Genomic DNA, 12,069 nt, shown 5'->3' with positions numbered 1-12,069 from the left:
AGCCAGGGCAATCGCATCTAAACGGAGATGCCCAAGAGGAGTTCCAAATAACCCAGACTCCACCCCGCCCGCTTGCGCTTGGCCTGCAAGCCGATCTTCACCGAGGTGTCATTCTTGAGCACCTGCAGCGCCATGCGTCTGAGCACCGTTTGGTTGTGCGGACTTTGATCCTTGTATGACTGCGCCGCATCCTCGCGCATCGCTACGTCCAAACTCCAGTGCAACTGGTTCTCCACGCTCCAGTGCGCTCGGATGCTGTGCGCCAGCACCTTCGCGGGCGTGTGCGCTGGCAAGCTGCTCAGGTAATAGCTGACTTCTTCGCTGGCCTCGCTTCCCGCTTGCTGGCGCCTGCGCACGACCTGCACCACGCTGGTCAGCCCCGGCCAGTGGGCTGCTGCTCGCTGTAACGCCCCAGGCACAGGGCTGAGCCGGTAGCTGCGTAGTTCCTGGCGCCCGTGCCCGCTGCAGCTCTCGGTATAGGTGTTCTCCTCGAACCGCTCCTGGCTACCCTGCACTTCAAAGTGCTTTTGCACCACTTGGTGCATGTGTCGCTGGTTGCCCTTGAGACTCAGCACATAGTCCGCGCCATGCTCGTGAAGCTGCTGGGCGATGCTCTTTTGGCAGCCGATGGCGTCAATGGTGACGATGCAGCCTTTGAGGTGCAGCAAGCGCAGCAACTCGGGAATGGCCGTGATCTCGTTGCTCTTGCCATCGACCTTGCACTGGCCCAGCAGCAGTCCCATATCTGCCGCCCAGGCGCTGACCATGTGCAGTGGCCTGCGAGCATCTGCTTTGCTGCTGCCGCGCACGCTTTTACCGTCAATGGCCACCGTGCCGTGTACCCTGCCTGCTACCTGGGCGAGCCATTGTTGGCAGGCCCGCTCCAACTCTTTGGCATCGAGCAGGCGAAACACCCGTGCAAAGGTATCGTGCGAGGCAATGCCCGAGGGCAGCGGCACCAAGCGCTCAAACCAGTCTTGGTGCTGCTGGCCGAACTCGGCCATCTCTACGCAGTTGTCTGCGCCTGCGATGGTGGCGCACAGCGCCACTACCAGGATCGATTGCAGTTCGTGGCGGCGTGTGCGCTGCACGCGGGGATCGGGGATGTTTTGCAGGTGTTGCAGCAGGCTCATCTCAACAGCGTTTGGCAAGTGACTCAAGCGCTGCAGTGTCGCCGGGTTTAAGGCGCACTTTTAGATGCGATTGCCCTGGGCTGGCAGCGGCGCGTGTTCCGCCATCAATGCCGCCACCCAATCGATGAACACGCGCAGCTTGGCGCTGACGTGGCGGTGCGGTGCGTAGGCGACGTGCAAGGGCATGGGGTCCATCTGCCAGTCAGCAAACAGCGGCACCAAGGTGCCCGCGGCCACATGCGGCTTCGCCATGTAGTCGGGCAACCACAGCACACCCAGGCCCGCCAGGCCTGCGGCCAGGTAGGCATTGCCATCGTCCACCGCGCACACATAGCGGCCCTGGGCCTGCACCTGCTCGTGGCCCCGGCGCATGGCAAAGGGCAGGGGCTTGCCGGTGCGGGCCCACACAAAGCCCACGGTGTGGTGGTGCGGCCCTTCCAGTTCGGTGGGGTGTTGCGGCACCCCGCAACGTTGCAGGTAGCTGGGCGCGGCATACACGCGCAAAGCCAGGTCGCCCACATGGCGCGCGATGAGTGAAGGGTTGGTCACCGTGCCGCCGCGCACCACGCAGTCCACCTGGTCGCTCACGATGTCCACCACGCGGTCGCTCACGCCCAGGTGGAGCTGGATGTCGGGGGACTGCGCATGAAAGGCCGGCAGCGCCGGGATGAGGACCAGGCTGGCCAGCGGGCCGGGCACATCCACCCGCAGCCGCCCCCGGGGCGCAGCCACGGCGCTGGAGAGGCTGGCGTCGGCATCTTCCAGGTCCGCCAGCAGGCGCACCACCCGCGGGTAATACGCGGCCCCATCGGCCGTGAGCTGCACGCTGCGCGTGGTGCGGTGCAACAGCTTCACGCGCAGGCGGGCTTCGAGCTGCTGCACGAGCTGGGTCACGGTGGTGCGGCTCATGTGCAGGGTATGGGCGGCTCTGGTGAAGCTGCCCGATTCCACCACGCGGGCAAAGGCCTGCAGGGCATCAAAACGGTCCATGGCGGTAGGGGCGCTGCGCGGCCCGTTGTTTATTGTTTGGCGATGAAGAACAGTACTGCGCAGATTAGCCTGTTTATCGGAACAGAGCACGCTTCTACAGTGGCTGGATCACCAACCACTCGCCCGTGAAAGAACCTTCCATGCCTACCCGTGACGTTGTCTTCCCCGCAGGCCGACAGGCGCTGTACGAGCGCAACCGCTATTCACCCGCCGTGCGCGCCAACGGTTTTCTCTTCGTCTCTGGTCAGGTCGGCAGCCGCGAAGATAGATCGCCCGAGCCAGACCTGGTCACCCAGGTGCGCCGGGCGTTCACCGACCTCAACGCGGTGCTGCAGGCAGCCGGTTGCACGTTTGGCGATGTGGTGGACGTGACGATGTTCGTGGTGAACCCCGAGGCGAACTTCGAGACCATTTGGAGCATCGTGCCCGAGTTCTGGGGCGAGGCGCCCTACCCCACGCTGACGGGCATCGGGGTGACCTGGCTGTATGGATTTCAGTTTGAGATCAAGGTGATTGCAAAGCTGCCGCGGAGTTGACGTGTGCCTGTCGCTACGCACGTCCCGGGTTGAGAGCAGCCAGCAAAGCTCAGCGTAGCGGCCTGCCATGCCTTCCACTTCCCGCAATACTCAAGGTATGACAAGGCGGGACAACGGTGCCAAGGGATTTTGTGAGTCGAGCTTCATCACTCATACACCCGCCCCAAGCGATCGGCGGCCTGAAGGAGCCCGGCGAAAATAGGCTGCGCCACCTGCTCCGGGAAGCCTGAAGGCAGCTTTTGCTGCACGCGGTGCACCACAGTAGGGGTGTGCTCTACCACTTTGGCGATCAACGCATCCACGCCAAACCCTTTGGGCGACACGATGCCGTAGCGCGTTCCAACAGCCTGCCAGTGGCGGCGCAAGATTTTGTTCAGATGCCAGTGCGCATTTTTGCCACGCACCGCCATGGCCAGGCGTGCCCTGTGGGGCGACAGCTTGCCCGGCCCCTCGCCCAGCAGCGGGTAGACGGAGAGCACGTCATACAGGGGCGTCATCTCGAAGCTTTCGCCAGGGCGCAGGAAGAGGCTGAAGTTCTTGGCGTGGCCGTCGGTTGCGCCCAGCATCCAGAACAGCAACTGCGCCATGAAGAAGTGAAAGCGGTCACGCTCGCGCTGGGCCGAGCCATCCAGCACGGCCATGATGCGTTCTACCCCCGGGCCACCGTCGGCCTCGTACTTCAGCACGGGCGATGTGCCGGTGGCCTGGCACATGTCCTCCTGCGGCAGGCGCAGCAGCGTGTCGCCGTTCCATACGCGTCGGTCAAAGCGCTGCACGCTCAGCACTTTCAGGTCTTCAAAGCGCAGTATTTCGCACGGTGCCACTGGCAAGCCATAGGCGGCCAGCAACTGTGCGCACAGCCATTCGTTTTCTACCGAATGCTGCATGTCCAGTTGCAGGTTGCCGATCAACCCCAGGGGCAGTTTGAAGATGTGGGTGGTGGGTGTTGCGCCCAAGGGGCGGCACCAGCGCCCTTGCCAGAACAGCAAGGCGTCCTTTTCCTGCGCCCCTGCAATCGAAATGCGGAAATCATCGGCCATGCCCGCATCGCCCAATGCCCCGGGCTGGGCCAGGGTGCGGATGCGCTGGGCCACGGCGTGGTCGCTCATGGGTTCAGCCTGCACGCGCAGGTCGGTGGGCGGCTCATCGCCCGCGGGCAGGATTTGCAGCGCCCCCACGCAGTCCCGCCCCACTTCACGCAGCAAGGTGTAGGCGTCTGTGGCACCTACCTGGTAGCGGCGCGCTACCCGCTCGCGAATGTCCTTGCTGTCGGGCAACAGGTTCTCAAAGTAGAAACGCACTGCGTTGCCTTTGTGTGGGCGGTTGCCCGGCGTGAAGGGCAAAGACAGTGACAGGGGACGGCGCTGGGGCGATTGCACCCATTGGCTGTCGTACTGCAGCACGTCGCCACCAGCTTCCAGGCTCCAGGTACCGACAAAGTGGCCGTTCATCCACAGCCCCAGCGCCTTGCGGCTGCGTTGCTGGCTGGCCATGGCGCTCACCAGTGGGCGCCGTCGCCCGGCGCTGATGGTTCGCTTGGGGAGGCACTGCGGGTGCGCAATACCCACTCCACGCCCAGGATGTTCAGCAAGCGCATCAGCCGCTCGGCGCTCACAGCCTCGGCGTTGCGCTCCAGGGCAGACACCGTCTGCTGCGTCACGCCCAGGCGCAGGGCCACATCCGCCTGGGTCAAGCCCGCATTCTTGCGAAAGGCTTTTAGAAGCTGCGGTAACTGTTCAGTGGTGCGAACGGTGAAGGTGTCGTCCATGGGCACAGATTAGTCTCGGCAAAAAACATACTTTGGATTGTATTTTCAAAATACAAACTATAGTGCGTTTTCTGATATCCAAAAAACAAATCAAAAGATGTTTTTCAGAAATACAAACCAAAAGCTGTGGCTTGGGTTTTATCTACCAGCCTCTGGCAAGAAGCGTCTATAAAAAATAGCTGCAGCGCCCGTCCCATAAGCGCAGGCAGCTATCCAATTCATAGCATCACAGATTCGGCGCCAGCAGCCGCTCCAGCACCTTCTCGTCCATGCCACGGCGTTGGGCCATATCGTGCAGCTGGTCTTCGCCGATCTTGCCGACGTTGAAGTACACCGCGTCGGGGTGGCCGATGTAGAAGCCGCTCACGCTGGCGGCGGGCGTCATGGCCAGGCTTTCGGTCAGGCCCATGCCGATTTCTTCGGCGTTCAGCACGCGGAACAGGTCGGTCTTGGCACTGTGGTCGGGGCAGGCGGGGTAGCCGGGCGCGGGGCGGATGCCGCGGTACTTCTCGGCAATCATGTCGTCGTTGCTCAACTGCTCGCCCGCTGCGTAGCCCCACAGGTCGGTGCGCACGCGGTGGTGCAGGCATTCGGCAAAGGCTTCGGCCAGGCGGTCGGCCAGGCTCTTGAACATGATGGCGGAGTAATCGTCCAGCGCGTCAATGAACGCCTTTTCCTTCTTCTCCACACCCAGCCCGGCCGTCACGGCGAACAGGCCCGCGTAGTCGGCAATGCCGCTGTCTTTGGGGGCCACAAAGTCAGACAGGCAGCGGCTGGGGCGAGTCACGCCGTCGATGGTGTGCTTTTCAGCTTGCTGGCGCAGGCCATACCAGGTCATGGCCACCTCGGTGCGGGTGTCGTCGGTGTAGAACTCGATGTCGTCGCCCACGCTGTTGGCAGGCAGCAGGGCCATCACGCCACTGGCGCTGAGCCAACGGCCCTCGATGATCTTCTTGAGCATGGCCTGGCCGTCGGCAAACACGCGCGTGGCTTCCACGCCCACCACCTCGTCAGTCAGAATGGCGGGGTACGGGCCGGCCAGGTCCCAGGTCTGGAAGAACGGGCCCCAGTCGATGTACTTGGCCAGCTCGGCCAAGTCGAAGTTCTTGAACACCCGGCGGCCCAGGGCGCGCGGCACGGCGGGCTGGTAGGCAGACCAATCGATGGGCGTCTTGTTGGCGCGCGCCTTGGCCAGGGGCCACAGCGGCACCTGTTTTTTGTTGGCGTGCTGGGTACGCACCTTGTCGTAGTCGGCGTTCAGCTCGGCCACGTAGCTCTCTACGCCATCGCCCAGCAGGCTTTGCGCCACGCTCACGCTGCGCGAGGCGTCGGGCACATAGACCACAGGGCCTTCGTAATGCGGGGCGATCTTGACGGCGGTGTGCACGCGCGAGCAGGTGGCGCCGCCAATGAGCAGCGGGATTTTCTTGTTGCGGAAGTGCTCGTCTTTCTGCATCTCACCCGCCACGTACTGCATTTCTTCGAGGCTCGGAGTGATCAGGCCCGACAGGCCCACGATGTCCGCGCCCTCTTCCTTGGCCTTGGCCAGGATCTCGTGGCAGGGCACCATCACGCCCATGTTCACCACTTCAAAGTTGTTGCACTGCAAGACGACGGTGACGATGTTCTTGCCAATGTCGTGCACGTCGCCCTTGACGGTGGCAATCACGATCTTGCCCTTGGTCTTCACGTCGCCGCCAGCGGCTTCCATCTGGCGCTTTTCTTCTTCGATGTAGGGCAGCAGGTGGGCCACGGCCTGCTTCATCACGCGGGCGCTTTTCACCACCTGGGGCAGGAACATCTTGCCCGCGCCAAACAGGTCGCCCACCACGTTCATGCCGTCCATCAGCGGGCCTTCGATGACGTGCAGCGGGCGGCCGCCCTTGGCCAGGATGGCGCGGTAGGCCTCTTCGGTGTCTTCCGTGATGAAGTCGGTGATGCCATGCACCAGCGCGTGGGTCAGGCGTTCGTTGACGGTCTTGGGGTGCTCGGGCGTGCCGCGCCATTCGAGCTTTTTGCTCTCGTCCTTGGCGCCGCTCTTGGCGGTTTCGGCAATTTCGACCAGGCGCTCACCCGCATCGGGGCGGCGGTTCAGCACCACGTCTTCCACGCGTTCGCGCAGCACGGGCTCCAGGTCGTCGTACACGCCCACCATGCCCGCGTTGACGATGCCCATGTCCATGCCGGCCTTGATAGCGTGGTACAGGAACACGGTGTGGATGGCCTCGCGCACGGGGTCGTTGCCACGGAAGCTGAACGACACGTTGGACACGCCGCCGCTGACCTTGGCGCCCGGCAGGTTCTGCTTGATCCAGCGCGTGGCTTCGATGAAATCGACCGCGTAGTTGTTGTGCTCTTCAATGCCGGTGGCCACGGCGAAGATGTTGGGGTCGAAGATGATGTCCTCAGGCGGGAAGCCCACTTCGTCCACCAGGATGCGGTACGCGCGCTCGCAAATCTCGATCTTGCGCGCGAAGGTGTCGGCCTGGCCCTTTTCGTCGAACGCCATCACCACGGCGGCCGCACCGTAGCGCTTGACCAGGCGCGCTTGGCGCTTGAACTCGTCAACCCCCTCCTTCATGGAAATCGAGTTAACGATGCCCTTGCCCTGGATGCAGCGCAGGCCCGCTTCAATCACGTCCCACTTGGAGCTGTCCACCATGATGGGCACACGGGCGATGTCGGGCTCGGACGCGATGAGCTGCAGGAACCGCACCATGGCGGCCTTGCTGTCGAGCATGGCCTCGTCCATGTTGATGTCGATGACCTGCGCGCCGTTTTGCACCTGCTGGCGGGCCACGGCCAGGGCTTCTTCGTACTGGCCGTTCAAAATCATCCGCGCAAACGCCTTGGAGCCGGTGACGTTGGTGCGCTCGCCCACGTTGACGAACAGGGTGTCCTGACCGATGGAGACGGGCTCCAGGCCAGAGAGTTTCATGGGAGGGACGGAGATAGCAGACATAGGGCTCACCTGTGCAGAAACACGGACAAAACAGGTGAGCGTCGTTGCGATGGGGCCAAGGCAGGGCGCCCAAGCCTGACGGTAGCCGGCCACCATCGTGGGGTGGAATCAGGCTGCCGCTGCAACGCTCCTTGGGCGAAGCGGCGATTTTAAGTGCTTACGCCTGCGCAGATGCAGCCATGGCCGAAGCAGGCAAGCCAAACACCTGGTCAAACACCCAGTTGAAGACAAAGGTGTAGCAAAGGAAGAAGACGATGAGCGCCAGGTCCATCACAAAGGCCTGCCACAGGCTCACGTTGAACCACCAGGCAAACAGCGGCACCAGCGTGAACACCAGCCCGCCTTCAAAGCCAATGGCGTGGGCAATGCGGCGTTTGACGCTGCGCCCCCGCACCGCCTGGCGCGACTCCCAGCGCTCAAAAGCCCAGTTGAATCCGATGTTCCACAGCACAGCGATCACCGAAGCAGCCACCGAAGCCACGCTCGCGTGCGATGCGTTTTGCCCCGTGAGCGCGGCCAACCCGAAGGTGGCCACCCCGATGGCGATGAGTTCATACAGCGTGACGTACACCACGCGGCGTCGAATGCCTTGCAGGCTGGAAACAGGGTTGGAAGTTGCCATGGGCCGCACTTTATGTGCTCTAGGCTGATATATAAAGTCAGCTTCTTTCAGAATTTCTGACAAATCAACCATGGCATTCACCTCCGACAGCGTGCAAGTGTTCCTCGCGGCGCTGGACCACGGCTCGTTCTCGGCCGCTGCGCGGGCACTGTCGCGGGTGCCTTCGGCGGTGAGCATGACCATCGCCCACCTGGAGGCCGAGCTGGCCGTGCAGTTGTTTGACCGCAGCGGCCGCGAGCCCCGCCCTACCGCCGCAGCGCGGGCGCTGGAGCCCCAGGCGCGGCTGCTGGCCGGGCAGTTGCAGCAGCTCAATGCCCAGGCGCTGGCGCTGACGCAGGGGCTGGAAGAACGACTGACCCTGGCAATTGCGCCCGAGCTGCTGGCCTCGCGCTGGACGGCCCCGCTGGCCGCACTGGCGCACGAATACCCGCTGCTGCAGGTGGAAGTGCTGACGGCCCCGCAAGTCGATGCGCTGGCGCTGCTGCACAGTGGCCGCGCCCAGCTGGCGCTGGTGTTTGAGCGGCCCAGCATCGACGGGCGCGAGGGTTTTCAGGAAGTGGGCACCGAAACGCTGGTGGCCGTGATGGCGCCGCAGCACCCGGTGCTGGTGGCCGCCCGCGCTGCAGCCATGGCGCGCGGCGCACCGCCCGAGGCGGCCATGCTGCGCGAGGAGCACCTGACCACCACGCGCCAGATCGTGGTGGCCAGCCGTGACCTGGGGCAGACCGACCCGCGCTTTGTGTTTGCCCGCCACCACTGGCGCACCGACAACCACCTGGCCGCGCTGGGCCTGATCGAGGCCGGCCTGGGCTGGGGCTGGCAGCCGCGCGCCCTGGTGCAGCCCCGCATGGCGGCAGGCACGCTGGTGGAGATGCCGTTTGAGAACCTGAGCAACGGCGCTGCGCTGTGGGTGGACGTGGTGTGGTCCAAAGAGCGGCCCCTGGGCCTGGGGGCACGGCGCTTTGTGGCGCTGATGAATGACAACCAGGCACTGCAGACCGAGACAGTTTGATGAGAGCGTTTATTGGGTGCTAGCGCCAACCAGCGATGCCGTTGTAGCTATATTTTCAATAGCATTGAGAAATTGGTTTTCCAGGGTAATGGCTGAGCATCTGGCTTACCATGGGCCCCGAAGGAGTCCGCATGAACCACCCGTTTCACAGCAGCAACAAAGATGTGGCCCAACGCTGGTCGCAATGGCAGCCGGACGCGCCGCTGCACAACGATGAAACGCAAGCCAACGGCCTGCCTGAACGGCGCAAGGCCGGCAAGCACCGGCGCACGGTATCGCTTTCGGACTTCGATCCGTCAGCCAAGCCTTTTTCGCTGGGCGACAAGCTCAAGGACAAGGCCATGACAGAGTCCATCGCGCAGGAGCTGGACACACTGCAGAACCTGTTCTACGCCGACAAGCGCTACAAACTGCTGGTGATCCTGCAGGGCACGGACACATCGGGCAAGGACGGCACCATCCGGGGCGTGTTTGGCCGCATGAGCCCGCTGGGCGTGCACGCTGTGGGCTGGACTGCGCCCAACGAGGAAGAGCGCGCCCACGATTACCTGTGGCGCATTCACCAGAAGGTGCCCAAGGCAGGTGAGATCACGGTATTCAACCGCAGCCACTACGAGGATGTGCTGGTGCCCGCGGTCAACGGCTGGATCACCAAGGAGCAACACCACCAGCGCTTTGGGCACATCAACGATTTCGAGCGCATGCTCACGCACACCGGCACCATCGTGCTCAAGTTCATGCTGCACATCAGCGCTGAGGAGCAACGCGAACGCCTGCAGGAACGCCTGGACGACCCGGCCAAGCACTGGAAGTTCTCGATGAGCGACATCGAGGCACGCAAGCAGTGGAGCGAGTACCAGAAGGCGTACGAAATGCTGCTGGCGGCCACGCACACGCCTTGGGCGCCATGGACCATCGTGCCAGCCAACTCCAAGACACACCGCAACCTGATGATCGCCACACTGGTGCGCGAAGTGCTGAAAGGACTGCAGCTGCGCTACCCCACGGGTGACTCGGCGCTGGAGCATTTCACGGTGGAGTGACCGGGGGCAAGACGCCCCCAGACAGAGCCGCCACCCCCTGCGCTGGGTGGTGGCGGCAACGGCTTACACCAGCTTGTGACCGCAGTGTTCGCAGAAACGGTCACCGGCTTGCACCGTGCCGTGGCACTGGGGGCAGGCCGGTGCAGCGGCAGGTGCCGCAGGGGCTGCTGATGCGGAAGTGGCGGCGGCTACCGCCGTCGTGGGCGCGACCGGCGCCGCAGGCGTGGCTTCGGAGGGCTGCTCTGCCGCAGGGCTGGCAGCGGGGGTCTTCTGTGTGGCCGCGGTGGCTGCAGCCGCCGCAGCGGCGGCCTGGACCTGGGCTTTTTCCTTCAGGTCGGCCATCTTGTTGTTCATGTCCTGGAGCTTTTCATCGGCCGCCTGGCGAATGCTGTCCAGATCGACCTTTTCAGAAAACTCGCACCAGGTAAGCACGCCCACCATCAGCGGCAGCAAGAAGACGAAAGCCGAAGCCAGCGCAAACACCAGGCTGAAGCCCACGCCCGCGCCCATCACGTGGCCCGAGGCGCCGCCCATCATGACGGCCAGCGGATTGAAGCCGCCACCCATGCCATGGCGCATGCCATAACCCATGCCACCGCCAAAGTCGCCGCCCATACCCACCACGGCAGCAAACAAACCGCCCACCGTGAACGAGGCCGAGGTGATCAGGCCGAACAGCATCGAAGCAAAGATGGCCGACAGCAGCATGCCGCCCACGATCTTGCCGATGGCGGCAAACGGGTACTTGCGGGTGATGTGCCAGGTGATCGACAGCGAGTGCATCACGCGCTCACCATCCCACAGCGCGGGGCCGACGATGGACGAGGCCACGTACAGCGCCAGCATCAGCGCGGCCATCGCCAGCACGGCCACGGGCACCACCACCACCAGCAGCAAGGGGCCCAGCACCGGGATCTTGCAGATGAAAAACACCACGGCCAGGGCCAGGAACAGGGCCAGCGCCGCCAGCATCATCAGCAGCCCGGCGCCCAGCAGCTTGGGCAGGCACAGCAACCCGGCGATGAAGTAGCCCACAAGACCCCGGTAGGGGCGCTTGCGCGCCAGGTCTGACAAGCAGGCGCCAGCGCCACTGATGCCAGCCAGCCCCACCACGATGGCCACCAGTGCCAGCAGCACCGTGAACCCCATCCACACGCGGGCCAGGGCACCGCCCAGCGCAAACACCAGGGCAGCGACGAGGAAAGAGGCCGCCATCACGGAGACAGCAGGCCAGCAGGTCAGTGCCTCGGGCAGGCGAAAAATGGAATACGGGTTGTCCGCTCGGACAAGTGGTTGGCTCATGGTTTTTCCCTCGGTTGGTTTGGTATGCATGGCGGGCCCGCTGCAGCGGGCCCGTTGTGTGGACTCGACCCGATCAGTTGCTGTAAGGGTCGTTGTTGCGGTTGCTCATGGGGCACTCGGGCACCTTGCCCCAGTTGCTGCCGCAGTGCTGGTGGCGCGCACGCACCACGCACACGCCCTTGCTCAGCATGTTGTCCTGGCTGTCGCACTGGCGCAGGGCTGCACGCAAAGGGCCCAGGCCTTCGCCCGCAGGCGCGGGGGCTGGTGCCGCGCTGGGCTGCGACAACGTGGCCGGTGCGGGGCCGCGCGGGCCGTCATGCTGCCAAGGCGGCTCGTTGGCGGCGGGCGCCTGGGTCTGCGCATTGGCGCGAGGCTTGGGGGCTGGCTTTGGCGCTGCGTCAGCCGTCTTGGGTGCGGGCCGCGCAGCTGGTGCCGCCTGGGCTGGAGCCGCAGCGCTGCCCACCGCGGGCGACGCCACGGCAGGCCCAGCGGTCACGGGTGCCACCGGGGGCGGCGGCTCTACCGCGGCGGCGGGGGGCGCAGCGGGGGCCAGTGGCACCGCTGCGGGGCTGGCGTCGGCCGGTGCCGCGGGGCTGACCTGGGCTGCCGTTGGCTGCACGCTGGCCGATGGGGCTGCGGGCTTGGTGCCCAGCAGCCACCAGGCCAGCCCGGCGACCACGGCGATACCCCCCAGGCCGAGC

General features: G+C 64.4%; 10 protein-coding genes, 1 pseudogene and 1 riboswitch. Of the genes and pseudogenes, 3 read left to right on the top strand and 8 right to left on the bottom strand.

Translation table 11 applies throughout. The features are described 5' to 3' along the window. Positions 1–17: 17 nt before the first annotated feature. Together AADJ04_RS15555 and AADJ04_RS15550 are read right to left on the bottom strand one after the other, a co-directional pair. The gene (locus tag AADJ04_RS15555) at positions 18–1,133 is read right to left on the bottom strand and encodes an ISAs1 family transposase (protein ID WP_341240165.1); all 1,116 of its coding nucleotides are present in this window, start codon (positions 1,131–1,133) and stop codon (positions 18–20) included. 60 nt (positions 1,134–1,193) lie between these two features. Beyond that, positions 1,194–2,123, bottom strand: a complete 930-nt coding sequence (locus AADJ04_RS15550) for a LysR family transcriptional regulator (RefSeq protein ID WP_341240164.1) — start codon at positions 2,121–2,123, stop codon at positions 1,194–1,196. A gap of 140 nt (positions 2,124–2,263) precedes the next feature. Here AADJ04_RS15550 and AADJ04_RS15545 point away from each other — a divergent pair, with 140 nt between their 5' ends. After that, on the top strand, positions 2,264–2,659 hold the full coding sequence (locus AADJ04_RS15545) for a RidA family protein (protein WP_207375402.1): 396 nt from the start codon (positions 2,264–2,266) through the stop codon (positions 2,657–2,659). Positions 2,660–2,805: 146 nt separating this feature from the next. On the opposite strand, the gene AADJ04_RS15540 is transcribed toward AADJ04_RS15545, so the two are convergent. From AADJ04_RS15540 to AADJ04_RS15525, 4 genes are all read right to left on the bottom strand, one after another. Next, positions 2,806–4,110: a type II toxin-antitoxin system HipA family toxin gene (locus tag AADJ04_RS15540; protein ID WP_341240167.1), complete on the bottom strand. Its 1,305-nt coding sequence runs from the start codon at positions 4,108–4,110 to the stop codon at positions 2,806–2,808. Between the two features lie 47 nt (positions 4,111–4,157). Next, positions 4,158–4,427, bottom strand: a complete 270-nt coding sequence (locus AADJ04_RS15535) for a helix-turn-helix transcriptional regulator (RefSeq protein ID WP_066698200.1) — start codon at positions 4,425–4,427, stop codon at positions 4,158–4,160. 226 nt (positions 4,428–4,653) lie between these two features. Continuing rightward, positions 4,654–7,398: a methionine synthase gene (gene metH / locus AADJ04_RS15530; protein WP_341240163.1), complete on the bottom strand. Its 2,745-nt coding sequence runs from the start codon at positions 7,396–7,398 to the stop codon at positions 4,654–4,656. A 20-nt stretch (positions 7,399–7,418) separates the two neighbouring features. Beyond that, positions 7,419–7,528, bottom strand: a riboswitch (S-adenosyl-L-homocysteine riboswitch). An 18-nt stretch (positions 7,529–7,546) separates the two neighbouring features. Then, positions 7,547–7,984, bottom strand: coding sequence for a PACE efflux transporter (locus tag AADJ04_RS15525; RefSeq protein ID WP_341240166.1), 438 nt, complete (start codon positions 7,982–7,984; stop codon positions 7,547–7,549). 97 nt (positions 7,985–8,081) lie between these two features. Between AADJ04_RS15525 and AADJ04_RS15520 the strand changes: the two genes are divergently transcribed. Beyond that, positions 8,082–9,023, top strand: a complete 942-nt coding sequence (locus AADJ04_RS15520; protein WP_341240162.1) for a LysR family transcriptional regulator — start codon at positions 8,082–8,084, stop codon at positions 9,021–9,023. Between the two features lie 131 nt (positions 9,024–9,154). Continuing rightward, positions 9,155–10,066 (top strand): PPK2 family polyphosphate kinase, encoded by a 912-nt coding sequence (locus AADJ04_RS15515; protein ID WP_341240161.1) that lies wholly within the window; start codon positions 9,155–9,157, stop codon positions 10,064–10,066. A gap of 63 nt (positions 10,067–10,129) precedes the next feature. Here AADJ04_RS15515 and AADJ04_RS15510 read toward each other — a convergent pair whose 3' ends face one another. Together AADJ04_RS15510 and AADJ04_RS15505 are read right to left on the bottom strand one after the other, a co-directional pair. Further along, complete coding sequence (locus AADJ04_RS15510; RefSeq protein ID WP_341240160.1) at positions 10,130–11,368, bottom strand: zinc ribbon domain-containing protein; 1,239 nt, start codon at positions 11,366–11,368, stop codon at positions 10,130–10,132. A gap of 73 nt (positions 11,369–11,441) precedes the next feature. Further along, a pseudogene (locus tag AADJ04_RS15505) lies at positions 11,442–12,069 on the bottom strand (hypothetical protein); the annotation flags it as partial.

Origin of the sequence: uncultured Acidovorax sp. (assembly GCF_964021665.1) — a bacterium.
In the GTDB taxonomy this organism is placed as follows: Bacteria; Pseudomonadota; Gammaproteobacteria; order Burkholderiales; family Burkholderiaceae_C; genus Acidovorax; species Acidovorax temperans.
Note: the sequence above shows the minus strand (reverse complement) of the source record. Positions and strands in the feature narration are given on the sequence as shown.